Origin of the sequence: Pseudomonas sp. ICMP 8385 (assembly GCF_002699915.1) — a bacterium.
GTDB lineage: Bacteria > Pseudomonadota > Gammaproteobacteria > Pseudomonadales > Pseudomonadaceae > Aquipseudomonas > Aquipseudomonas gessardii.
In genome coordinates, this window is sequence record NZ_LKBY01000001.1 from 510,227 (window position 1) to 534,881 (window position 24,655).

Here is a 24,655-nt window from a genome sequence, read left to right on the forward strand (position 1 = left end):
GCTCAGTTCCTTGAACCGTCGTTGCGCAGAAGCAGGCCAGGGAGGGCCGGCAGGTTTTTATCCGCAGTGATGGCAATATGCGCACCGGTGTCGAGCTTGATCTGCCCGGCGCTGACCACTTGCTCGCCACGGCTCAGGCCCTGGGTGACCAGCACCAGGCCGTCGCGCCGTTCGCCGGTCTCGATAAAGCGCCGTTCGGCGATCAGGATCGGTTGGCCGCTGGCATCTTTTTCAAGGCTGCCGTCCGCGGCCTTTTTCTGCGCCACCACATAGGCCGAATTGCCGTAGAGGGTGTAGGTAATCGCACTTTCCGGTATCACCACCTGGGCTTGCGGATCGGGCAACAGCACTTGCAGGCTGCTGAACATGCCCGGTAGCAGTTTAGTGTCCGGGTTGGCCAGGGTGGCCCGCACCAGCACGTTACGGGTGCTGCTCTCGACTTTGGGGTTGATGGCGCTAAGGGTGCCGGGGAAGGTCTGTTTGGGGTAGGCCGAGACGTGAACCTGTACCTCCTGGCCGATGGCCAGCTTGGGCACCGATTGCTCGGGCACATAGAAGTCCACGTACAGGCTGCTCAGGTCCTGCAAGGTGGCGATCACCGTGCCGCTGGCCAGGTAGTCGCCCACATCCACCTGACGGATGCCGATGGTGCCGCTGAACGGCGCGACGATGTGTTTCTTGGCCAGGGACGCCTTGAGCTGGTTGACCGTGGCTTTGTGCTTTTGCCGTTGCGCCGAGAGCCGGTCGAACTCGCCCCTGGAGATTGCCTGGCTGCCCACCAGTTGGCTGCCGCGCCCGTAGTCGAGCTGGGCCAGGCCCAGGTCGGCCTGGGCCGTTTGCAGCAAGGCGTCTTCCACTGCGCTGTCGAGTTGCACCAAAGGTTGCCCGGCCTTGACCTTCTGCCCGGACTCGAACTGCACGTCCTTGACGGTGCCGGCGATCTCCAGGGCCAGGTTCACCCCTTGCAAGGCCTTGAGCGTGCCCACCGCTGGCAGGCGTTGTTGCCAGGGGTGTTCGACCGCCGTGGCCACCGCCACGCTGATCGGCGGTTTGGGCGCAGAAAAGACCTGGATCTGCTGATAGATGGAAAAGGCCTTATAGCCTCCCAGCAGCAGGACGATTAACAGGACAATGGCCAACATGATCAGCATGCGACGACGCAGCATATTCCGGTTCCTTGGAAAAAACTGAGGCAGACGAAGACGAACGATTCGGCACATTACTCCGAGTTTCGGGGGGATTCCAACTGGTAAATTTCACAGTTGGCAGGCAGGCTCAAACCCCCGGGTTGTAAGGGCTTGGAGGAGTAGGAAAGGGGTGTCAGCCCTTTCCTTGGGGGCGTGTATCAGCGTGTAGGTTTGGCCAGCGCCGTATACACCGACGGGAGGACAAACAAGGTGAACAAGGTGCCGATCGACATGCCGGTGGCGATCACCATGCCGATATCAAAGCGGCTGACTGCGCCCGCCCCGCTGGAAAACACCAGGGGGATTACTCCCAGCACAGTGGCGATGGTGGTCATCAGCACCGGCCGTAAGCGGATCGCGGCGGCTTCCTCGATGGCGACACGGGGTGACAGGCCCTGTTCCTTGCGCAGTTGGTTGGCGAACTCGACGATCAGGATGCCGTGCTTGCTGATCAGGCCGATCAAGGTGACCAGGCCGATTTGTGTGTAGATGTTCAGGGTCGACCAGCCGAGGAACAACGCAATCAACGCGCCGCAGATCGACAGCGGCACCGTCACCAGGATCACCAGGGGGTCACGCAGGCTTTCAAACTGGGCCGCCAGCACCAGGCCGATGATCGCCAGGGCGAGGCCGAACGTGCCCCAGAGCGCATTGCCCTCCTGGACAAACTGGCGCGTGGCGTTGCTGTAGTCGAAGGTGTAGCCGGCCGGTGCCTCTTCTTCGGCGATGGTTTGCAGGGTTTCAAGTGCGTTGCTCATGCCGACAATCGGGTAAGCCGAGACCAGCACCGAATTGAGCTGCTGGAATTGATTCAACTGCCGCGGTCGTACCTGTTGCTTGGAGACGGTGATCAAGGTCGACAAGGGCAATAATTGGCCTTTGGCATTTTTTACGTTGTAGTGGCTCAGCCAGTCCGGGTTGTCGCGGTAGGTGCGCTCGACCTGGGCGATCACTTTGTAGAGGTTGCCATCAATCCTGAACCGGTTGATTTCCGTTTCCGCCAGCAGGGTGGCCAGGGTCAGGCTCAGGTCCTCCATGGACACGCCTATTTGTGCGGCCTTGACCCGGTCAATGTCGATCACCACTTCGGGTCGGTCGAACGCCAGGTCGATATCCACGTAGGCAAATTTCCCGGAGTCGATCGCCCGTTGCTTGACGCGCTCGGCCACGCCCAGCATCGATTTGTGGTCTTGCTGGGAACTGATGACAAAGCCAAAAGGCAGGCCCTCGCCCGTACCCGGCAAAGAGGGCAGGTTAAAGGCAAAAACCTGCAGGCCGGGGATCTTGTCCAGTTTCTCGCGTAATTGCGCCAGCACCTGCATTTGTGTGCGCTCGCGCTTGTCCCAGGGCAGCAGTTGAAAGCCGCCAACCCCCGAGTGCACGCCATCGAGGCCATTGATCTGGAAGGAGGCCTGGTACTCGGGCACGGTCTTGAACGGCTCGATAAAGTCCTGGGTGTAGCGATTGAGGTAGGCCAGGTTGGTCGGCTGCGGCGCGTTGGCGAGGATAAAGATCAGGCCCTGGTCTTCATCGGGTGCCAGCTCCGAGAGGGTGAAGGTGAGCATGGCTGGGATCAGGCCAAGGATGAGCAGGGCGAACACGATGACCACCGACTGCGCCTCCATGATCTGGTGCAGGCGGCGCTGGTAACGGTGCTTCAGATGATTGAAAAAGCGATCGAGGAGCAGCGGCAGGCCCTGTGGCTGTTGTTCCGGGCGCAACAACAGGGCGCACATCATAGGGGACAGGGTCAGGGCAACGATGCCGGAAATCACCACGGCGCCGGCCAGGGTCAGGGCGAACTCCTTGAACAGCGCGCCGGTCAAGCCTTGCAGGAAGCCGATCGGCGCATACACCGCCGCCAGGGTGATGGTCATGGAGATCACCGGCATGCACACCTCCCGCGCCCCCTTGATCGCGGCTTCAAGGGGGGACCTGCCTCTTTCGATATGCCGATGGATGTTCTCCATCATCACAATGGCGTCATCGACCACCAGGCCAATGGCCAAGACCATGGCCAGCAGCGTCAGGACGTTGATGGAGTAGCCCATCAGTTGCATGAAAAACAGCGTGCCGACCAGCGACAAGGGAATGGTGATGACGGGAATCACCACCGCGCGTAACGAACCCAGAAACAAGAACACCACCAACACCACAATCAGGATGGCTTCCATCAGGCTCGACAGCACATGGTCGATAGAGGCGTTGATATACAGCGTCGAGTCGTAGGCGATATCCGCATGCAGGTGGGGCGGTAACTGTGTTTGCAGCAGGGGCATCAGCTCGCGTACGCGCTTGCCCAATTCCAGTGGGTTGGCATCGGGGGTCGGTTTGATGCTGATATAGGTCGCGGGCAGGCCATTGAACGAACTGAAGCTGTCGTAGTTCTGCGAACCCAACTCCACCCGCGCCACATCACCGAGGCGGACCTGGCTGTCACCGTCGATTTTCAAGGTGATGGCCCGGAAGCCCTCGGCCGATTGCAGCTCGGTATTGGCCGTCACACTGGTGACCACCAGTTCACCGGTGGCATCGCCGGCAATGGACTGTACGTTGTAGCGCTTGATGGCGTGCGTCACATCGCTGGCGCTCAAACCAAACCCCGCGAGTTTCAGCGGATCGAGCCACACACGCATGGCAAAGCTTTGGTTGCCGATGATCTGGGCCTCGGCCATGCCCGGCAGTGTCACCAGTCGAGGCTGGATCACGCGGAGCAGGAAGTCGGTGATTTGCGCATTGCTCAGGGTGTCGCTGGAAAAACTCAGATACATCAGCGCGGTGTTATCCGCCGCGACTTTGCTCAGGACCGGGTCCTCAATCTCCTTGGGAAGCTGGTTCCTCACTTCATTGGTCTTGGCCAGCAGTTCGGTGAATAAACGGTCGCTGTCGGCACCGACCCGGCCATAGATGGAGATAATGGACACATTCTGCCGGCTGGAGGAGCGCATGTAGTCGATGCCTTGCGCGCTTGCCAGGCTTTTCTGCAGGGGTTGTGTGATATAGCTCTGGACGGTTTCGGCACTGGAGCCCGGAGAGAGCGTGGTCACCGTAATCAGCGCATTTTCCATCTGGGGGAACTGGCGCAGCGGCAATTGCCCCCAGGCTTGCCACCCCAGCAGCAGGATCAGCAGGCTGACGACCAGGGCCAGCACGGGACGGCGGATAAACAGGTCGGTGAACGTCATTCAGCGTTCTCCCGTTGTGCCGCCAGTGGTCGCTCATCGGGTTGATTCCTGTCGAAGCTGATGTGCACCGGGGTGCCGTTTTGCAGTTTGATCTGGCCGGCCGTGATGATTTGTTCGCCCTTGGCCAGGCCCTTGGTAATCACGATGTCGCCGTCGCGTCGCTCGCCGGTTTCGACCAGGCGTTGTTCGGCGATCAGGACCGGCATGCCCTCGCCATCCAGTTCGTCGCGGCCTTCGCTGTTTTTGCGCGGCACCACGACGTACACGTATTCGCCATAGGGGCTGTAGGCAATTGCGCTTTCCTGGACCACGATGTGCGCGCCCGGGTCGGCCAGCATCACCTGCAAGTGGGCGAACATGCCCGGGAGCATGTCGTCGGGCGGGTTGGTCAGGGTGGCGCGTACCAACACATTGCGCGTGTTGTCATCGACGATGGAGTTGATGGCACTGACCGTGGCGAAACTGAAAAGCCCAGGCCGCGCCGAGACCTCAATGCGCACGGACTGGCCGATCTTGATCTGTTGGACGGCTTGCTCGGGGATATGGAAATCGACGTAGAGACTATGGGTATCCTGCAGGCTGGCGATCACCGTGGAGCTTTGCAGGTAGTCGCCGATGTTGACCTGGCGGATGCCAATGGTGCCGTTGAACGGGGCGACGATACGTTTTTTTTCCAGGGTCGTGCGGCGTTGTGCAACGACGGCATTGTTGCGGTTGAACTCGGCGGACAGCCGGTCGAACTCACCTTTGGAAATGGCATTGACCGCCACCAGTTCCCGGCCGCGTTGAAAGTTCTGCCGGGCCAGGCTCCGGTCAGCCAGGGCCACCTCCAACTCAGCCTGCTCGGTCTGGTGTTCGAGCTGCAGCAGGGTTTGCCCTTCCTTGACCTCTTGCCCCGAGTCGAAGTGCAACTGGGTGACGACGCCGGGCACCTCGATACTCAGGTTGATACCTTGCAACGCCTTGAGCGTGCCCGCTGCGGGCAACTGGCGCTGCCACGGCTTTTCGAGGGCCGTGGACACCGCCACGCTGACGGGGGGCTTCGGCGCATGCAGAAGTTGCAATTGCTGGTAAGCCCAGAACGCCTTGTAGCTGGCGAGCATCAGCACGACCAACAGGACGATGCTGAGCATGGTAATCATCCGGCGACCCGGCATAGTGGCTTCCTTGTGATGGCGATGTCGTGCGGGAGGGGCGATGGACGAGCAGGCAGGCGCGCTCGTTGGCCCGGTGAGCCACGCAGTTTTCACGAGAAAGGCGGGTGCTATAAGGGGTAAATTCGCGAGTGTCTGTGAGAATGTTGGTCGCCGTAGGGAGGCGTTTTCACATGCTTCGTAGGAGAAATGCCTGGTGCTGGCGGGGCAGGAGAAGACGCTCCCGGGCGTTGGCCGGGAGCGATCAGGTGGCGCGGGGGTGAGGTCAAATCAGATGCAGGTGGTTATCCCAAAACCCGGCTGGTAAATCCAGGGGCTTGGCCACCCATTGGGGCTGCCGGCAATCGTAGAAACGGCAGCGGCCCTGGCCCGAGGTCACGACAAAGCCGTCCGCCACCGCGCCCACGCCGGCGCAGTCGGGCAATGGCCCGTCCAGGCGCAGTTCGCCGCTGTCCATGTCCCAGATAAAAAAGCGGTTACCCCGTGGCGCGGTCAGTGCCACCAGGCGTAGCTCGCTGTGCACGGCCACGCTGGCGGTGTAGTGCCCCATGGCCTGCAACTGCTCGTCCGCCACCGGGAACGCCACGAACGGTTGCCCCGGACGCTTGATCGCCAGCAGCTCGGAGCGCTCATGGGACGGCCCCATGAACTGTTGCCCGGTGAGGATCGTGCCATCGCTGGCGATCCCCATATGCCGCACGCTGTTCATCGGCTGGGCGAGGGTTTCCTTGCTCAACAGGGTACCGTCACGCTGCATCAACACCAGGCTGGGTTCCATGGCGTCGAGGTTCATCTCGACCCGGCTCTCGGCCTCGGTGCGAATGCCACCATTGGCCACGATCAGGGTCTCGCCATCCGGCATCCACGACACCTGGTGCGGGCCGATGCCGTGGGTGGACATCTCGCCACTGTGCACCAGGCGCTCACCCTCAAACCGATACACCCCCAACAGGCCGCGACCGGGGTCGGTGGTGTCGTTTTCCGTGGCATACAGCCAGTCGCCACTCTTGTGGATCACCGCATGCCCATAGAAGTGCCGGTTGGCCTGGGACGTCACGGTTTGCAGCAGCGTGCCGTCGCGCAGGTCCACCAGATAGCTCTCGGTGCCCGGGCGGCGGGCCACGAACAGGGCGATGGGCAGGCTCGGGTGGTTGATGATGTCGTGGCAGCGCTGGCCGACCTGGGTGGCGAACACCTGGCTGCCGTCCAGGCGATAACCCACGGCGTAGTGCTTGCCATCGCCATCATCCCGGGCCGACAGCAGCAGCGGGCTGTCGCCCTTGCGTTTGAACAGCGTCCAGCCACCCAGGGTGATTGCACTGAGCAGCACGCTGCCGATGGCCAAAGCCTGTCGCCTGAGCATCATCAGTCACCGTCGTTGGCATTGAAGCCCAGTTGGATGCCCAGCGCCTTGGCCAGTTCGCCTTCGTGCAGGCGGTGGACCACGTTGAGGCTGTCGTAGAGTGCGTTGAGTTGCTCGCGCCCGGCGTCGTCGGCCAGCAGTTCATTGAGCGAACGCGGGTTGCTGTCGAACAGCTTCAGGGCGGCGGCGTAGGCGGCGTCGATCTTCTCGGCCAAAGGCTTCTGGTCGGCGGGCAGCAGGCCACGCAGGCCCTTGTTGTCGACCCCGACCCACACGGTCTGGGCCGCCGCGAGGCTGGCGCGCAAGCCTTGCAGGGACGACTGGCTGCGCCATGCATCGGCCTGGAAAGGCTGGGGGATACCCTTGGACAGGCGCCCCATCGGTGTGCCGAGCTTTTTCTTCAGGGTGTCCAGGGCCGTGACCTGCACGCGCAGCAACTCGGCGATGGCCTCGTGGGAATCGGCGTAGCGCTGGTTAGGAAACTTGCTCATCTGCGCGAGCATGCCGTCGGTGCTGTTCCAGCTCGTAAGAATCTCTTCGGCCAGCAGTTTCTGGCGCTCGCCGATGGCAATCAGCAGCGGGCAGTAGCGGGCTTTCTGGGCGTCGTTGGCGATATCGGTCTTGGCGTCATACAGGATGTATTCGTAGGCCGACAGGCCCTGCACGACCACGCTGGACTTGGCCAGGGCGGCGGCATCGATCTGCGGCTGGGCGCTGGCCAGTTGCTCGACCTGGCGGCCGACGAGGTTTTTCTTGTCGGGCCAGAACTGCACCTGCCAGGCGCGATTGCCTTCGGCCAGCGGGCCGATCAGCAGCGGTTGCAACTCGGCCCAGGCTTTTTGTGCATGGAGGAAGTCGGCGCGGGCGGTCTCCAGGGATTCCTTGCCTTGGCAATAGGCCAGGGCGCTGACGGCCAATTGCCGGTCAGCCTCGACCCAGCGGCTGTAGGTCGGCAGGATCACTTGCTTGGCGATGGCCGCCGAGGTGACTGCTTGCGGGTCCTGCGGCGAGCAGGCGCCCAGGGCCAGGGCGGCCAGGCTGGTGAACAACAACTTGGGACGGAACATGTCGAGCTCCCTTCAATAATTGGGGCAAAGCTTATAGAGAATTCAGGAACGCGAGCAACGCGGCGCGCTGCTCGGCGTTAAACGACAACACCTGTTGTTGCGCCGCCTGGGCTTCACCGCCGTGCCACAGCACAGCTTCGAGCAGGTTGCGGGCGCGGCCGTCATGCAGGAACTGGGTGTGGCCACTGACGTTTTGCGTCAGGCCAATGCCCCACAACGGCGGCGTGCGCCAGTCGCGGCCACCGGCCTTGAATTCAGTACGGTTATCGGCCAGGCCCTCGCCCATATCGTGCAGCAGCAAGTCGCTGTACGGACGGATCACCTGGTTGGCCAGTTCCGGTTCGGCGGCATTGCCGGCGGTGGTGAACTTGGGGGTGTGGCACGCCTGGCAACCGGCCTGGAAAAACAGGTTCTTGCCGGCCAGCACCTGCTGCGCGTTGACATCACGGCGCGCGGGTACGGCCAGGTTACGGGTGTAGAACAGCACCAGGCGCAGGATGTTATCGCTGACTTCCTGCTCGCCATTTTCGCCATTGCCGTTGGGCGCCTGCCTACAGGCAACCTGGGCCTCGGTGCAGTCGTCCATCGGCCGTAGGCGGGTGGTCAGGCCCATATCACCAGAAAACGCGTGAATATTTTGTTGATTGAGGTTCGGTTGCCCGGCCTTCCAGCCAAAGCGCCCGAGCACGGTTTTTTGCTGGGCATCATCCCAGACCCAGTTCGGGCGGCCGAGCACGCCGTTTTTATCCGGGCGTTTGCTGGCGTTTTGCAGGATGTCCGCGTCGCTGATGGCTTCGAGCAAGCCCAGGCCGATCATCGGTGGGGCCACGCGCGCGGAAAACCGCGTATCCGGGTGCATCGGCCCGTAGCCGAGCTGGGTGATTTGCAGGGTCGGCTTGCGCAACTCGACCACTGTGCCGTCCTTGAACGTGACGTTGACCGGGGTGTAGTCGACCCGCACCTTGCCTTCCGGGACCACGCCGGGCACGGCCATGTCCTGCAGTTGCCCGCCGTAGACCGGCTCGGGCACCACGCCAATCTGTTCGATGACCTTGGCATAGGGCGGCGAATCCGGGATCGACAAACGCACCAGCATCGATACCGCATTGCTGGCTTCAGGCACGGGCGGGTGACCGCGACCGTCCTTGATATGGCAGTTCTGGCAGGCGTTGGTGTTGAACAGCGGTCCCAGCCCATCACGGGCGGTGGTGGTGGCCGGGGCGATCACCCAGGGGTTGCGGAAAAAACTGTTGCCGACGCTGAAGTCCAGGCGGCGGGTCGGTGCCAGGTTGGCCGATGGCAGCGAAAAGGCATTCTGGTCGCTCTTGCGCACCGTTGTGCCGCCTCCCGAACGGGCCTCACCGGGCTCGGCCTGGGTAAACGTCGGCGGCGGGGTGTCATCGCAGGCACTCAGGCCCACAGCCATCAAGAGTACAGACAGGCGAAGCGGCAAACGGAGCATCGGTAATCCTGGAAGACGAGCGACGGTGGAAAAAATCAAGGCGCAAAGTCTAACAGGGCGGGGCGGATTGAATAAGAGCAATTATCGTTTGCTCCAATCCCGACCATTCCCGCTAGAATGGCCGCACATTTTTCCTGGAGGTGGCCAATGCAGGCTCTCGACGCTTTGCTCAACCGTGTTTCCGTGCCGCGCCTGCTGGAGCCGGCCCCTACTGCCGAGCAGCGCGAAGTGCTGTTCGCGGCGGCCATGCGGGCGCCAGACCACGGCCAGCTGCGGCCTTGGCGCTTCCTGACGGTGGAAGGCGCGGCCCGCGAACAGATGGGCACCCTGCTGGCCGAAGCGGCCCGCCTGCAAGACCCCGAGGCGCCGCAAGCGGTGATCGACAAGGCGCAGAACGGCCCGTTGCGCGCACCGTTGGTGGTGGTGGTGATTGCCCGTCTGCAGGACCACTTCAAGGTGCCGCAGTCCGAGCAACGGCTGGCGGCGGCCTGTGCGGCCCACGGCATTCTGCTGGCGGCATATGCCCAGGGCATTGGGGCGGTGTGGCGGACCGGGGAGTTGTCGTATTCGGCGCATGTGGCCAAGGGGTTGGGGCTGACGACCGGTGAAGAAGTCATCGGCTTCCTTTACCTGGGCACCGCGCAGAACCCGCCGCGTACGGCGGCCAAGGAAGATATCACGGCGTTTGTCAGCGCCTGGAGCGGTGTCTGACTCGCCGCAAATCTGCTGGTGCTGTATGTGGGAGCTGGCTTGTGTGGGAGCTGGCTTGCCTGCGATAGCATCGCCTCGGTCTAACTGATACACCGAGGTGTCTGCATCGCAGGCAAGCCAGCTCCCACACAAGCCAGCCCCCACATAGGGTGTTTCATTGTTTTCAGAACCGGGGGGTTACACCCGGAACTGATCCATCAACTTCATCTGTTGATTGGCCAAGGCATTCAACTGGCTGCTGATCGCCGCCGATTCCGTGGCCTGGCTGGTCAGGGTCTCGGTCACGGTGCGGATCGCCGAAACGTTGCGGTTAACCTCTTCGGCCACGGCGCTCTGTTCTTCGGCAGCACTGGCGATTTGCAGGTTCATGTCGCTGATTACCGTGACCGCATCGCTGATCTTGCCCAGGGCCTGTACCGCCTGCTGGATCTGCCCGGCATTGCTCTGCGCCTGGCTTTGGCTCGAATGCATGGTGGTCACCACCCCGCGGGTGGCGCTCTGGATGCGTTCGATCACCAGGCGGATTTCCTCCACCGAATCCTGGGTGCGTCGGGCCAGGTTGCGCACTTCGTCCGCCACCACCGCAAAACCCCGTCCGCTTTCCCCGGCGCGCGCCGCTTCAATCGCGGCATTGAGCGCCAGCAGGTTGGTCTGCTCGGCAATGCTGCGGATCACTTCCAGCACCGAGCCGATCTGCTCACTGTTGACCGCCAGGGCTTCGACTTCGGTCACCGCCTTGCTGACTTCTTCGGCGAGGGTGGTGATATCGAGGGTACTGCGCTCGATAATCGCCAGGCCTTCACGGGCCGATTGATCGGCGCCCCGGGCGGCACTCGCCGCGTTTGAGGCGCTGTTGGCCACATCGTGGGCGGTGGCGCTCATCTCGTTGGAGGCGGTTGCCACCTGGTCGATCTCGCGGAACTGCACCTGCATGCCTTCGCTGGTCTGGCGCGCGATTTCCGAGGATTGGTCGGCGGTGCCGCGGGCTTCGGTGATGCTCTGCTTGATCTGGGCGATGGTCGGTTGCAGCTTGTCGAGGAAGCGATTGAACCAGCTGACCAGTTCCCCCAGTTCGTCTTTTTTCGTGTAGGCCAGGCGCTGGGTCAGGTCGCCGTCGCCGCTGGCAATGTCCTTGAGCATCGCCGCCACACTGTTGATTGGCCGGGTCACGCCGGTGGCGGTCAGCCACATCAGCAACAGGCCCAGCAGGCCGGCCACGGCGCCCACCAGCAAGGCCTGGAATGTGCCGCGATCCCTAGCGGCATCGAGCACCGTCTGCAGTTTGAGTGCATCGGCCAGAAACACTTGCTTGGGCAGCTTGATCACCACGCCCCAGGGCTTGGCATCGGCAATCGGCTTGACCGGGTACACCGCGCGGATCGTATCGTCCTGCTCACGGACCATGCGTGTGTCACTGGCCATCAGTTGTACGAGCTCTTTGCCTTCGTCGCCGAGCACATCGACGATGCGCTTGCCGACCTTGTCCGGCTCGCCGCTGTAGCTGGCAATCAGGCCACTGCCAGAGAGCACCTCCATGATCCCGGCACCGCCGAACAGCTCTTTTTGCGCGGTATTGGCGGCTGCTTGCAGGGCATCCAGGGCAATATCGACACCGACGACGCCAATCACCTTGCCATCCACCAGCAGCGGCAGGGAGATCGTGGTCATCAGCACCGACTTGCCGGCGACGTCGTCGGCGTACGGGTCCAGCAGGCAAACGCTGCGGGTATCCCGTGGGCAGGTGTACCAGATGTTGTAGGGCGTACCGCTGAGGTTGAGGCTGGTCTTGTTCATGTCGGCTTCGACCATCACCGTGTTCAGGCTCTCACCGCCGGCACGGCTCCAGTAGCTGGAAAAGCGCCCGGCCTCGTTGGAACCGTGCAGCTTGTCGTTGACGAACTCGCTGTCCTTGCCATCCAGGCCGTTGGGTTCAAACGACAGCCAGATTCCCAACACCTTGGTATTACGCTCGAAGGTGGTCTTGATCCGCTGGTTGAGTTCCTCGCGCACGGTCGCCGCTTCCAGCGAACGCTTGGCGGCCATGTTGCGCAAGTCCTTGACCTGATCGGCGAGGGCGGTGATCGCCAACAGGCTCTCGCCGAAAATTTTCTGGACCTGGACTGCCTGCTCGGCGGCCTTGGCCTGGAGCAGGTTCTCCACGCCGGTGGTGAGCATGCGTGAGCTGGAGGCGCTGACCAGTTGGTCGTTCTGGCTGGACTGGTAGAGGTTCAGGCTGACGATCAGCGCAATCACCCCCAACAGGCAGAGGCCGGACAGCAGCACGATTTTCAAGCGGATCGAGAGGGTGTCGAACATGGCATTACTCGCGTTTGGACTTGTTGGAATACAAGCAGAAAAGCGGCCAAGTCCATTCGGCGCTATGTTCGCAACATCGGCGCCGACGGATATTTCATGAGGGGCAGGCGATGAGCGGTAGCGCGCTCAGGCAACGGTGCGCGCCAGGCGTTCAGGGCGGGACCAGATCCACAGGTTGCCCAGGCCCATCCCGGCGATGGCCAGGTAGATCGGCCAGCCGTGATCGAGCATCACCAGCATCAGCCCGGCACACAGCAGCATGCTCACCGTGGCGCTGACCTTGGCCCGGCGCGCGATGATCTTGCCGTTGCGCCAGTTGAACAGGATCGGCCCGAACAGCCGGTGGTTTTCCAGCCAGGCGCTCAGGCGTGGCGAACTCTTGGTGGCGGCCCAGGCGGCCAGCAGGATGAATTCGGTGGTGGGCAGGCCCGGCACGACAATCGCGACCAAGCCGATCCCCAGGCTGACGTAGGCCAGCAGGCCGAACAGGATTCGGGCGAGTTTGGAGGGGGATTGGGTTGTGCCGGTCATGGGAGCAATGGGTATGGAGTACGAAGATTTCAAATTGGAATGCGATCAAGTTGTGAGAGCTGGCTTATGTGGGAGCTGGCTTGCCTGCGATAGCATCGCCTCGGTCTAACTGATACACCGAGGCGTCTGCATCGCAGGCAAGCCAGCTCCCACACACGCCAGCACCCACATTAATTGCATTCCAACAGTGGATCAGGCCAGTTCCGGGGCACTAGCGTACGCCTGTTCCAGCAATACGGTGAAGCGTACGAATGCATCCACCGCACCTTTCTCCGCCGCCGCTTCTTCTTCGGCGCTCAGTTCCAGGCTATCGAGGGTGCGGGTGAAGCGCTTCCAGCCTTCGGCACGACCACCGGCCGGCTCGCCCAGGTGGCGGGCCCCGAAGGTTTCGCTCAGGCCCAGGCCCACGGCACGCTTGATCAGGAACGCCGCGCCCAGCTTGGAGCCTTCGGACACGAACAGCCAGCCCAGGGCCTGGGCCTTGCTCGGGTTCTGCACGGCACCGGCCACCGGGGCTGGCACTGCGGTTTCCAGGTCGGCCAGGTCCAGCTTGGCGGCGTCGGCGCGGCAGCGTTCGGCCAGGTCCGGCACCAGCTTGATCAGCTCGGGATCGTTGTACAGTGCCACCAGTTCCGACTGGAACAGGTACTGCGCGACCACGAAACGGGCGAAGTTGGCCTGGGTTTCAAACGGGGCGTGAGCCTTGACCAGGGCATCGAGCTTGGTATGCGGCTCGTGGGTGATCTGGTTCAGGCGCTGGGAGCGCAGGCTTGCGCGTTCTGCGGTGGTGGAAGCGGTCATTGGATGTCCTTGAGAAGGAAAAGCGCCTTATTGCCAGGCTGTTATTACTAGACGAACAAGAAGACGCGTCACAGTAAAAAATCCTCACCCCGGCCGGCGATAAAACCGGCGAGGCGGGGCTGCATGGGTCAGATGTCCCAGATCAGGTTGATCGCAACGTTGCGCCCTGGCTGGGTCAGGCGGTCCAGGCTGGCCGGCGAAGTCACGCCGGCTTCACCCACACCGTCGTAGCTGCGCACGTCATCCCAGTTCCAGTATTTCTTGTCGGTCAGGTTGTACAGGCCGCCGTTGACGGTCAGGTCGTCGGTGACTTTGTAGAAGCTGGTCAGGTCGACGATGCCAAAGCCCGGGGTCTTGAACGGGCCGTTGGCCTTGATGCCGGTTGGGGTAAAGAACGTGGCGCTGTCGACCCGGTCCTGTTTCTTGACCAGGGTCCAACTGACCAGCGCCCCGTAGTTGTCCTGGTCGTAGCCCAGGCCAAACACGCCCTTGAGCGGGTTGACACTGTTCAGCGGCTGGCCGGTTTTGTCGTTGCGCCCGTGGGCGTAGGCAATCGCACCCTTGGTGTACAGGCCTTGTGGCGCGCCGAAGGCGTCCAGGTTCAAGCGACCTTTGACTTCCATACCCTTGATGGTGGCACGCTTGATATTGCCCGGCTGGAAGATAGTGCCAGCCGGGCCCAGCGCGGCGTTGTCTTCATCGATAAAGTTGCGGTACTTGTTATAGAACACCGCGACATCGAAGTTGCCGGCGTCGAAATTGCCACGGATTCCGGTTTCATAGCTCTTGCTGGTTTCTGGCTTGAGGTTGGAGTTGGGCTCGACGACATAGCCTTCGCCAAGGTTTTCAAAGCGCCCGTACAGCGCTTTGGCCGATGGCGTGCGGAACCCTTCGGCGTACTGGCCAAACCAGGTGTACTGCTCGGTCAGCGCGTAGGTCACGCCCAGCTTTGGCGAGAAGCGATGCCAGGTTTTATTCGAGTCGTTGTGGGGGTACTTGCGGTCCGGGTCGGTGGTGTTGAGGAACTCTTCGGTCAGCTTGGGTTTGAGCTGGATGTAGTCGTAGCGCAGGCTGGGCATGACGGTCCAGTTGTTCCAACTGATCTGGTCCTGGGCGAACAGCGCATAGCTGTTGATGGTTGGGTCCGGGAAGTCGCTGGCTTTTTTCACGCTGTCGGCAGGGGCTGGGCTCGGTGCGCCGATGGCGGTACAGCCGGCACCGACGGCCAGGCAGGTGGCTGCGCCTTCACGGGAGCCGGTGACTTTCTGCTGCTTGAGCGTGGTGCCGTAGGTCAGCAGGTGATCGGTGTTGCCGATGACGAAGGCCTTGTCCAACTGGGCGTCGAACACCCACTGTTTTTCTTCGTAGAGGGTGTCGCGGGTGCGCAGTACGCGGCGGCCGGCTTGATAGATTTCGCTGGTGGCCTGGTCGGTCTTGGCGATCTGGTAGTTGAGGCTGGTCTTGATGTGATCGGCAAACGGCGAGTCGAGGGAAAACCGGTTCTCCAGGCCAAAGCGTTCGCGGGTAATGGTGTCGTTGCCGCGACGGTCGCGGTACATATTCATGCCCTGGCCTTCGAGGAAAATCCCGCCGACGGCGCTTTTCTGGTTGATGTCGCGGTCGTCCTTGTACTTCTCGTAGGTCAGGCCCAGGCGGTTGTCTTCGCCGTAGTTCCAGCCCAGCTTGGCCAGCACGTTGGTGGTGCGCACGTCTTCGGGGTTGGCGCCGGTGCGGGCCAGGCCGGTGGCGTTGTTGCCGTCGTAGGATTCCATCTCGTGGCCATTGCGCTGGCTCAGGTGCAGCAAACCGTCGAAGTCCTGCAGCCGCCCGGCGACGGTGCCGGAGGTCAGCCAGCTTTCGTCGGCCGAGCTGTAGCCGGTTTTCAGGCGCGCGCCCACATCCTGGCCGGGTTTGATGATGTCGTCCGGGTCGAGGGTGAAGTAGCTGACGGCGCCGCCGATGGCGCTGCTGCCGTACAGGGCCGAGGCCGGGCCGCGGATGATTTCCACGCGCTTGACGATTTCCGGGTCGACATAGTTGCGGCGGGTCTTGGCGTACGGGCCGTTGAAGAAGTTGTCCGGCACCTCTACACCGTCCACCTGGGTGAGGATGCGATCACCGTCGATCCCACGGATGTTGTAGCCGGAATTACCGGAGCGGGTGCCGGCGCCGCCGACCGAGACACCTGGCTCGTAGCGCACCAGTTCGCGGATGGTGTTGACGTTCTGGCGGTCCAGTTCCTCGCGTCCATGCACGGTGACAGTGCTGGGCACGCTGTCGACGCTCTGCTCCTGGCGGGTGGCGCTGATGGTCATTTGTTGCAGGGTGATGGCGCTGCCCGCCGTGCGCTTTTCCAGCACGATGTTGTTATTGCCCAGTTTGCGGTAGTTCAGGTTGGTCCCCACCAACAGCCGGTCCAGGGCTTTTTCCGGGGTCAGCGAACCGCGCGCGCCCGGGGAGGAAACCCCTTGGCCCAGTTCGGCGGGCAGGCCGATCTGCCAGCCGGTGACGGCGGTAAAGGCGTTGAGTGCTGACACCAGGGGTTGCTGCTCGATGCTGAAGCTGTAATTGGCATGGTTGCGCGCAGCGGGTTCGGCCGCGGTGGCCGTCAGCACCGGGCCGCCCGCCAGCAGGATGGCGGCGGTCAGCAGGCACAGCGTGGGCGAAGAGGACCGGCGGTTGAAACGAGAGGACATCGAGAGCGCTCCGAGGGACGAGTCTTATAGTTGCGAGCCTGAATCAAATAGGAATCAGTTGCATTGGCTAAGACGAGACGTACCAGCAGCAGCTATCGAGTAAAAATAATTATTCTCAGTTGAGAATCACCAGCGCGGGGAACTCCGAGAGCTTGGCCGAGGTGATGTGGGCCAGGGAGCGCACCACGTCCAGGGGCTGGTCCAGGCGGTAATTACCGGTCACCGCGACGCTGGCCAGTTGCTCATTGGTGTTGACGATCCAGCCCGGGTAATAGCGCCGCAGCTCAGCCAGCACTTCACTCATCGGGCAGTTTTCAAAGATCAGCCGGCCCTGGACCCACGCCAGTTCCTTGGTGGCATCGAGCTTGGCCGGTTGGCCGAAGCCCTTGGGGCCGACGCGGATGCTCTCGCCGGCGCTCAGGCGCACCCGGTTGTTGCCGGAGGGGGTGCTCAGGTCGACATCCCCGCGTTGCACCTGCACCTGCGCTTCACCGTTGAGGTAACGCACGGCAAACGCCGTGTCGCTGACGCTGGCGCGCACCGGGCCGGCGTCGATTTGCAGGGGCAGGCCACGGTTGGCCACGACCTCGAAAAACGCCTCGCCCTGATACAGGCGGGCGATGCGCTGATGCTCGTCGATGGTGCTGGAGAACGCCGAATTGGTATTGAGCAGCACCTTGGAGCCGTCCTCCAGTTGCAGGCGCTGGCGCTCACCGACCACGGTCAAGTGGTCGGCCTGCAGGCGCACCGGCAGGTTGCTGAAGCTGAACAGCCCCAGCAGCAACACCGCCGCCGTGGCCAGGGGCTTGCAATGCGGCTTGATCCGCCGCCAGGCGCTGGGCTTGCGCGGCGCATTGAGGGCTACGGCGGCGCTGTGCACCGGCGCACCGCCCCAGGCGGCCTGGGCTTTGGCGAAGGCTTGGGCGTGACTCGGGTCGGCATCCAGCCAGGCCTGGAACGCGGCTTGCTGGCCAGGCTGCGGGCACTGCAACGCGATCAGCCAGTCGAGGGCTTGATCCATGGCCGCATGTTGCAACACCTCATGAGCCAGCTCATGGGGGTGCAGTTTGTTCGGGTCCGTCACGGTGTTCCTCGGGTCTTCGCCACGTTTTATTCAAGAGCTGTTGTGACATGTCTGTCAGCTTTTACCGACAAAGCTTAAGGGTGATCGAGCCGTGCGGCTACACCTATGCAGATGGCCATGATCAATTTCAGTTCCTTTTGCACGGTGCTCAACGACACCTGCAATTGGTCGGCGATCTCTTGATAGCTGCAACCGTGCAGGCGGCTGAGGATAAAGATCTGCTGCTGGCGGGCGCTCAACTGCCCGAGGCTGACGCTCAGGTGCTCCAGCAGTTGCTCGGCGTGGGCGGCGTCTTCGGGCGTCGTGACCGGGGAGGCGACGCTTTGCAGGACATCCATCGGGACATCTTCCTGCAAGGTACGGGACTGGATCCGCCGCGCGCGCAGATGATCCAGGGCCAGGTTGCGCGCGGTCTGGAACACGAAAGGTTCGAGGTGATCAATCGGTCTTTCGCTGAGGGCCCGGGTGACGCGCAGGTAGGTTTCCTGCAACAGGTCCTCGGCGGTGCTGTGGTTATCCACCATCCGCTGCAAAGTGCGCAGTAGCACCAGCCGTTGGCTGAGGAAGACTTGGTTGAAGCGAGATAGGCTCACAGGGGTACCGGACCGATTGCTAGTTAATGATAATGCTTATCATCAACGCAAATGGCAAGTAGCGAATGTATGAGCTGCACAAAACCCTGTGGGAGCTGGCTTGCCTGCGATTGCATCACTGGGGGGCGGCAGATACACCGCGCCGTCTGCATCACAGGCAAGCCAGCTCCCACACAAGCCGGTCCCCACAGGGAGTTACTCGGCGTTACACAGCGCCAGGCAGTTATCCAGCATACGGTTGGAGAAGCCCCACTCGTTGTCATACCAGGCCAGGACCTTGAGCAGCTTGCCGCTGGACTTGGTGTGGTTGGCGTCGAAGATCGACGACAGCGGGTTATGGTTGAAGTCGCTGGAAACCAGCGGCAGGGTGTTGTAGCCGAGGATTTTCGAGTGTTGGCTGGCTTCTTTGAGCAGCGCGTTGACCTCGTCTGCCGTGGCTTCTTTTTTCAATTGCACGGTCAGGTCCACCAGCGACACGTTGATCACCGGCACCCGCACCGCCATGCCGGTCAGCTTGCCTGCCAGTTCCGGCAGTACCAGGCCCACCGCTTCGGCGGCGCCGGTCTTGCTCGGGATCATGTTCTGCGTGGCCGAGCGGGCGCGGTAGGGGTCGGTGTGGTAGACGTCGGTCAGGTTCTGGTCGTTGGTGTAGGCATGAATAGTGGTCATCAGGCCGCTTTCGATCCCCAGTTCGCGATGCAGCACCTGGGCCACCGGCGCCAGGCAGTTGGTGGTGCAGGAGGCGTTGGAGATGATCTGGTGCGATTGACGCAAAATGTCATGGTTTACCCCGTAGACCACGGTGGCATCCGCGCCCTTGGCCGGGGCCGAGATAATGACCTTGCGCGCACCGGCGCTAAGATGGGCGGCGGCCTTGTCACGGTCGGTGAACAGGCCGGTACATTCAAATACCACGTCGATCTTGTGTGCAGCCCACGGCAGGTCGGCCGGGTTGCGAATGGCACTCACGGCAATCCGGTCGCCGTTGACGGTCAGACTTTCCTGATCGTGGGCCACCTCTGCATCGAAAGTGCCATGGACGGTGTCGTATTTGAGCAGGTGGGCATTGATCGAACTGTCGCCCAGGTCATTGATGGCGACGATCTGCAAATCCTGGCGGTAACCTTGGGTATAAAGTGCGCGCAGGACGTTGCGGCCAATACGGCCAAAACCATTGATTGCAATCCGAAGAGTCATTTGAAAGCGCCTGTCGTCGATTTGTTGTAAGAATTACAAGATTATTCGCATAAAAATAGAAAACAAGCCTTTTTAGTGGCAATATTTTGTTCAATCTACAACGAGTGACCTGAATCAACTGGTCCGATGATCCAAGCGACTCCCTGCCATCCCATGAGCGGTGGGCGTTTGATCAGCATAGACACTCAGGTCGCCACATCCGTTAGCCTGGAGTTCTACACATGCATCCCCGCGTACTTGAGGTCACCGAACGCCTTATCGCCCGTAGCCGCGCTACCCGTGAGGCGTACCTTGCGCTGATTCGCGGCGCGGCCAGCGACGGGCCGATGCGCGGCAAGCTGCAATGCGCCAACTTTGCCCACGGCGTGGCCGGGTGCGGCACTGAAGATAAAAATAGCCTGCGGATGATGAATGCCGCCAACGTGGCAATTGTTTCGTCATATAACGACATGCTTTCGGCGCACCAGCCCTACGAGCATTTCCCGGAACAGATCAAGAGCGCCCTGCGCGAAGTCGGCTCGGTCGGCCAGTTCGCCGGCGGCACCCCGGCCATGTGCGACGGCGTGACCCAGGGCGAGCCGGGCATGGAGCTGAGCCTGCTGAGCCGCGAAGTGATTGCCATGTCCACGGCGGTAGCGCTGTCCCACAATATGTTCGATGCCGCGTTGATGCTGGGGATCTGCGACAAGATCGTCCCCGGCCTGATGATGGGCGCGCTGCGTTATGGCCACTTGCCGATGATCTTCGTGCCGGGTGGGCCGATGCCGTCGGGGATCTCCAACAAACAGAAGGCCGATGTGCGCCAGCGCTATGCCGAAGGCAAGGCCAGCCGTGAAGAGTTGCTGGAATCGGAGATGAAGTCCTACCACAGCCCCGGCACCTGCACCTTCTACGGCACCGCCAATACCAACCAGTTGCTGATGGAAGTGATGGGCCTGCACCTGCCGGGCGCCTCGTTCGTCAACCCGTACACGCCGCTGCGCGATGCGCTGACCCGTGAGGCCGCGCACCAGGTCACGCGCCTGACCAAGGCCAATGGCAACTTCACGCCCATTGGCGAGATCGTCGACGAAAAATCCATCGTCAACTCCATTGTTGCCCTCAACGCCACCGGCGGCTCGACCAACCACACCCTGCATATGCCGGCCATCGCTATGGCGGCGGGCATTATCCTTACCTGGCAGGACATGGCCGACCTCTCGGAAGTGGTGCCGACCCTGTCCCACGTCTACCCGAACGGCAAGGCCGATATCAACCACTTCCAGGCGGCGGGCGGTATGTCGTTCCTGATCCGCGAGCTGCTGGAAGCCGGCCTGCTCCACGAAGACGTCAACACCGTCGCCGGCCATGGCCTGGGCCGCTACACCCGCGAACCGTTTTTGGTGGACGGCGAACTGATCTGGCGCGAAGGCCCGATCGAAAGCCTCGACGAAACCATCCTGCGCCCGGTGGCCCGCGCCTTCTCCCCGGAAGGCGGGCTGCGGGTGATGGAAGGCAACCTCGGCCGCGGGGTGATGAAAGTCTCGGCGGTGGCCCTCGAACATCAGGTCGTCGAAGCGCCGGCCGTGGTGTTCCAGGACCAGCAGGACCTGGCCGATGCGTTCAAGGCCGGCCAGTTGGAGAAGGATTTTGTCGCAGTGATGCGCTTCCAGGGCCCGCGCTCCAATGGCATGCCGGAATTGCACAAGATGACGCCGTTCCTCGGTGTGCTGCAGGACCGTGGCTTCAAGGTCGCGCTGGTGACGGACGGACGCATGTCCGGTGCCTCGGGTAAGATTCCCGCTGCGATTCACGTCAGCCCCGAAGCCCAGCGCGGTGGGGCGCTGGCGCGGGTCAAGGATGGCGATATCATTCGCGTCGATGGCGTCAAAGGCACCCTGGAGCTTAAGGTGGACGCCGAAGAGTTTGCAGCGCGCGCGCCGGCCACGGGCCTGTTGGGCAATAACGTGGGGGCCGGTCGCGAGCTGTTTGCATTTATGCGCTTGGCCGCAAGCTCCGCAGAGCAGGGCGCCAGCGCCTTTACCTCTGCCCTGGAGACACTCAAGTGAAACTTGCACTGGTTGGTGATATTGGCGGTACCAACGCCCGGTTTGCGTTGTGGCGGGACCAGGCACTGCATTCGATCCGGGTGCAGGCCACGGCGGATCACGCCAGCCCCGAAGAGGCGATCCAGGCCTACCTCGCCGAGGAAGGCCTGGCGCCGGGTTCCATTGGTGCGGTGTGCCTGTCGGTGGCCGGGCCGGTCAGTGGGGATGAGTTCAAGTTCACCAACAACCATTGGCGCCTGAGCAAGGCCGCGTTCTGCAAGACATTGCAAGTGGACGAGCTGTTGCTGGTCAATGACTTCTCGGCCATGGCCCTGGGCATGACCCGCCTGCAACCCGATGAGTACCGCGTGGTCTGCGCCGGCACGCCGGAGCCGTGGCGCCCGGCGGTGGTGATCGGCCCGGGCACGGGGCTGGGCGTGGGCACTCTGCTGGATATGGGGGCAGGCCGTTGGGTGGCGCTACCGGGGGAGGGCGGGCATGTCGACCTGCCCCTGAGCAGCCCACGGGAAACCCAGTTGTGGCAGCACATCTACAACGAGATCGGGCATGTCAGCGCCGAGACCGCCCTGAGCGGCGGCGGCTTGCCCCGCCTGTACCGGGCGATCTGCGCGGTGGACGGCCACCCGGCGGTATTGGAAACCCCGGAGGCGATTACCGCCGCCGGGCTGGCGGGTGATCCGGTGGCGATGGAGGTTTTGGACCAGTTCAGCATCTGGCTGGGCCGCGTGGCCGGCAATAACGTGCTGACCACCGGCGCCCGGGGTGGCGTGTATATCGTGGGCGGGGTGATCCCGCGGTTTGCCGAATTCTTTATCAACAGTGGCTTTGCCAAGAGCTTTGCGGACAAAGGCTGCATGAGTGACTACTTCAAGGGTATCCCGGTGTGGTTGGTGACGGCGCCGTATTCCGGGTTGACCGGGGCCGGTGTGGCGTTGGAGCAGGCATTTGCGTAGGCAGTGATGGCCCTATCGCGGGCAAGCCCGCTCCCACATTTGATGGTGTTCACAAATCAAGATGTGGGAGCGGGCTTGCCCGCGATGGGGTCCTAGAGAGCACCCCATAACAACAAGGAGGCCCCCGTGAGCGTAATCAGTAAATCCATTCTTCTCGTCGACGACGACGAGGAAATCCGCGAGTTGCTGCAAACCTACCTCAGTCGCGCCGGCTTCCAGGTGCGGGGCGTGCCCAATGGCGCGGGGTTTCGCCAAGCCATGGACGAAGCACCGTGCGACCTGGTGATCCTTGACGTGATGCTGCCCGATGAGGATGGCTTCAGCCTCTGCCGCTGGGTGCGCCAACACCCGCGCCAGGCCCAGGTGCCGATCATCATGCTCACCGCCAGCTCCGACGAAGCCGACCGGGTTATCGGCCTGGAGCTGGGCGCCGACGACTATATCGGCAAACCCTTCAGCCCCCGTGAGTTGCAGGCACGTATCAAGGCCCTGTTGCGCCGCTGCCAGTTTGGCCAGGAACGCAGCGGCGGCGATGTGCTGGTGTTCGATGAGTGGCGGCTGGACATGATCAGCCATCGGCTATTTCACCTCGATGGCGAGGAAGTCATCCTGTCCGGGGCCGACTTTGCCCTGCTCAAGCTGTTCCTCGATCACCCCCAGCAAATCCTTGACCGCGACACCATCGGTAATGCCACCCGTGGCCGTGACCTGATGCCTCTCGACCGCATTGTCGACATGGCCGTCAGCCGCCTGCGACAACGCCTACGCGATACCGAGAAACCGCCGCGGCTGATCCGCACCGTGCGTGGCAGTGGTTACCAACTGGCAGCCAATGTGGTTGCCAGCAATGCCCACTGAACGCCGGCGCATTCCGGTCCCGCGTTCATTGCTGGGGCGCATGCTGCTGCTGACCCTGTTGGCGGTGCTGTTTGCCCAGGCTTTATCCAGCGTGATCTGGGTGTCGCAACTGCGCGCTACCCAGCTTGAAGGCCTGGTCACCAGCGCCCGTAGCCTGGCCCATTCGATGACCGCCAGCGTCAGCTATTTCCGCTCGCTGCCGGTGGCTTATCGGCCGCTGGTGCTCGACCAGTTGCGCAGCATGGGCGGCACGCGTTTTGTGGTGACGCTCAACGACAAGCCGCTGGATATGCAGATCTTGCCGCAAACCCCGCGCAAACAGGCGGTGCTTGGTGTGGTGGACGACGTGCTGCGCCAGGCCCTGGGCAGTGACGTGCATTTTTCGGTGGAGTTTGTCAGTGCCGAAGACCTGCGCATCTTCAATGCCGGCCTGAAGCTCGATGAGCTGCCACGCTCCTGGGCGCATTACGCCCTGACCCTGGAGCCGGTCAACCCCCCCGTATTGGTGACGCAGATCGAGTTGGGCGCCGGCGAGTGGCTGTATATCGCCTCGTTGCTGCCCGAGCCCTACACCAGCCTCGAAGAACAGGGCCTGCCCTCCCAGCAGGTGTGGTTTATCGTGTTGACCAGCGGCTTTTTGTTGCTGTTTATCGGTTTGCTGGTGCACTGGCAAAGCCGGCCGCTCAAGCGCCTGGCCCGGGCGGCGCGGGACCTGTCCCTGGGCGCCGACGTGGAGCCGGTGGCCGAAGGCGGCGGCAGCGAAGTGGTGGAAGTGGGCCGTGCGTTCAATGCCATGCGCGAGCGGATCAGCCGCTACCTGACCGAGCGCAGCCAGTTGTTCAGTGCCATTTCCCACGACCTGCGCACCCCGATCACCCGCCTGCGGCTGCGGGTGGAGTTGCTGGAGGATGAAAAGCTGCAAGCTAAGTTCGGCCGTGACCTGGATGAGCTGGAGCTGCTGGTCAAGGGCGCGTTGCAGTGCGTCAAGGACACCGACATCCACGAGAACATCGAGCCGGTGGACCTCAACCATGTGCTCGACTGCCTGGTGGAGCCGTACCTGGCGCCCAACGGCAATGGCCGGGTGACCCAGCACGGCCGGGCGTTGACGGCCTACCCGGGCAAGCCGTTGGCGCTCAAGCGCTGCATTGGCAACCTGATCGACAATGCCTTGAAGTACGGGCAGAACGCCCATCTGCGTATCGAAGACGATGGCGCGCAGTTCATCCTGCATGTGGATGACGAGGGGCCGGGCGTGCCGGAGCAGCGTCTGGAGCAGGTCTTCGAGCCGCATTTTCGCCTGGCGGGGCAGCAGCAGGGGTATGGTTTGGGGTTGGGGATTGCGCGCAATATTGCCCACAGCCATGGCGGCGAAGTGAGCCTGCAAAATTTGCGCGAAGGTGGCCTGCGGGTGACCTTGCAACTGCCCCGTACCCTAGACTAAGCCGC

General features: G+C 62.5%; 18 protein-coding genes and 1 pseudogene. 5 read left to right on the forward strand and 14 right to left on the reverse strand.

Features of this window, described 5'->3' with window-relative positions; all coding sequences use genetic code 11:
- Nucleotides 1-2: 2 nt before the first annotated feature.
- The 6 genes from AO268_RS02490 to AO268_RS02515 all read right to left on the reverse strand — a co-directional run bounded on the left by AO268_RS02490 (nt 3) and on the right by AO268_RS02515 (nt 9,418).
- Nucleotides 3-1,166, reverse strand: a complete 1,164-nt coding sequence (locus tag AO268_RS02490; protein WP_099167815.1) for an efflux RND transporter periplasmic adaptor subunit — start codon at nt 1,164-1,166, stop codon at nt 3-5.
- 179 nt (nt 1,167-1,345) lie between these two features.
- Complete coding sequence (locus tag AO268_RS02495) at nt 1,346-4,372, reverse strand: multidrug efflux RND transporter permease subunit (protein WP_099167816.1); 3,027 nt, start codon at nt 4,370-4,372, stop codon at nt 1,346-1,348.
- Complete coding sequence (locus tag AO268_RS02500; protein ID WP_099167817.1) at nt 4,369-5,529, reverse strand: efflux RND transporter periplasmic adaptor subunit; 1,161 nt, start codon at nt 5,527-5,529, stop codon at nt 4,369-4,371. Before AO268_RS02500 ends, AO268_RS02495 begins: the two co-directional genes overlap by 4 nt.
- A 262-nt stretch (nt 5,530-5,791) precedes the next feature.
- Nucleotides 5,792-6,889: a DUF1513 domain-containing protein gene (locus AO268_RS02505; RefSeq protein WP_099167818.1), complete on the reverse strand. Its 1,098-nt coding sequence runs from the start codon at nt 6,887-6,889 to the stop codon at nt 5,792-5,794.
- 2 nt (nt 6,890-6,891) lie between these two features.
- Nucleotides 6,892-7,956, reverse strand: a complete 1,065-nt coding sequence (locus AO268_RS02510; protein ID WP_076961856.1) for an imelysin family protein — start codon at nt 7,954-7,956, stop codon at nt 6,892-6,894.
- Nucleotides 7,957-7,987: 31 nt separating this feature from the next.
- On the reverse strand, nt 7,988-9,418 hold the full coding sequence (locus AO268_RS02515) for a di-heme oxidoreductase family protein (protein WP_076961857.1): 1,431 nt from the start codon (nt 9,416-9,418) through the stop codon (nt 7,988-7,990).
- A gap of 147 nt (nt 9,419-9,565) precedes the next feature.
- Here AO268_RS02515 and AO268_RS02520 point away from each other — a divergent pair, with 147 nt between their 5' ends.
- Complete coding sequence (locus AO268_RS02520; protein WP_099167819.1) at nt 9,566-10,129, forward strand: nitroreductase family protein; 564 nt, start codon at nt 9,566-9,568, stop codon at nt 10,127-10,129.
- 177 nt (nt 10,130-10,306) lie between these two features.
- On the opposite strand, the gene AO268_RS33625 is transcribed toward AO268_RS02520, so the two are convergent.
- The 8 genes and pseudogenes from AO268_RS33625 to gap form a co-directional block, all read right to left on the reverse strand.
- Nucleotides 10,307-11,062 (reverse strand): methyl-accepting chemotaxis protein, encoded by a 756-nt coding sequence (locus AO268_RS33625; protein ID WP_373562107.1) that lies wholly within the window; start codon nt 11,060-11,062, stop codon nt 10,307-10,309.
- 102 nt (nt 11,063-11,164) lie between these two features.
- Nucleotides 11,165-12,445, reverse strand: a pseudogene (locus tag AO268_RS33630) (PDC sensor domain-containing protein); the annotation flags it as partial.
- Nucleotides 12,446-12,571: 126 nt separating this feature from the next.
- Entirely contained in the window at nt 12,572-12,976 is a 405-nt protein-coding gene (locus AO268_RS02530) for a YbaN family protein (RefSeq protein ID WP_076961860.1), read from the reverse strand.
- A gap of 192 nt (nt 12,977-13,168) precedes the next feature.
- On the reverse strand, nt 13,169-13,777 hold the full coding sequence (locus AO268_RS02535; RefSeq protein WP_076961861.1) for a biliverdin-producing heme oxygenase: 609 nt from the start codon (nt 13,775-13,777) through the stop codon (nt 13,169-13,171).
- A gap of 128 nt (nt 13,778-13,905) precedes the next feature.
- Nucleotides 13,906-16,473, reverse strand: coding sequence for a TonB-dependent receptor (locus AO268_RS02540; RefSeq protein ID WP_099167820.1), 2,568 nt, complete (start codon nt 16,471-16,473; stop codon nt 13,906-13,908).
- A gap of 115 nt (nt 16,474-16,588) precedes the next feature.
- Nucleotides 16,589-17,557: a FecR family protein gene (locus AO268_RS02545; RefSeq protein ID WP_099167821.1), complete on the reverse strand. Its 969-nt coding sequence runs from the start codon at nt 17,555-17,557 to the stop codon at nt 16,589-16,591.
- 74 nt (nt 17,558-17,631) lie between these two features.
- Nucleotides 17,632-18,150 (reverse strand): RNA polymerase sigma factor, encoded by a 519-nt coding sequence (locus AO268_RS02550; protein WP_076961864.1) that lies wholly within the window; start codon nt 18,148-18,150, stop codon nt 17,632-17,634.
- A 195-nt stretch (nt 18,151-18,345) separates the two neighbouring features.
- A complete protein-coding gene (gene gap, locus AO268_RS02555) occupies nt 18,346-19,347 on the reverse strand; it encodes a type I glyceraldehyde-3-phosphate dehydrogenase (RefSeq protein WP_076961865.1) in 1,002 nt (333 codons plus the stop codon).
- A 221-nt stretch (nt 19,348-19,568) separates the two neighbouring features.
- On the opposite strand from gap, the gene edd reads away from it, so the two are divergent.
- The 4 genes from edd (at nt 19,569) to AO268_RS02575 (ending at nt 24,650) form a co-directional block, all read left to right on the forward strand.
- Nucleotides 19,569-21,395: a phosphogluconate dehydratase gene (gene edd / locus AO268_RS02560; RefSeq protein ID WP_099167822.1), complete on the forward strand. Its 1,827-nt coding sequence runs from the start codon at nt 19,569-19,571 to the stop codon at nt 21,393-21,395.
- Complete coding sequence (locus tag AO268_RS02565; RefSeq protein ID WP_099167823.1) at nt 21,392-22,348, forward strand: glucokinase; 957 nt, start codon at nt 21,392-21,394, stop codon at nt 22,346-22,348. Before edd ends, AO268_RS02565 begins: the two co-directional genes overlap by 4 nt.
- A 126-nt stretch (nt 22,349-22,474) precedes the next feature.
- On the forward strand, nt 22,475-23,206 hold the full coding sequence (locus tag AO268_RS02570; protein ID WP_076961868.1) for a response regulator: 732 nt from the start codon (nt 22,475-22,477) through the stop codon (nt 23,204-23,206).
- Nucleotides 23,196-24,650, forward strand: coding sequence for an ATP-binding protein (locus tag AO268_RS02575; protein ID WP_076961869.1), 1,455 nt, complete (start codon nt 23,196-23,198; stop codon nt 24,648-24,650). The genes AO268_RS02570 and AO268_RS02575 overlap by 11 nt, the downstream gene beginning before the upstream one ends.
- Nucleotides 24,651-24,655 lie beyond the last annotated feature (5 nt).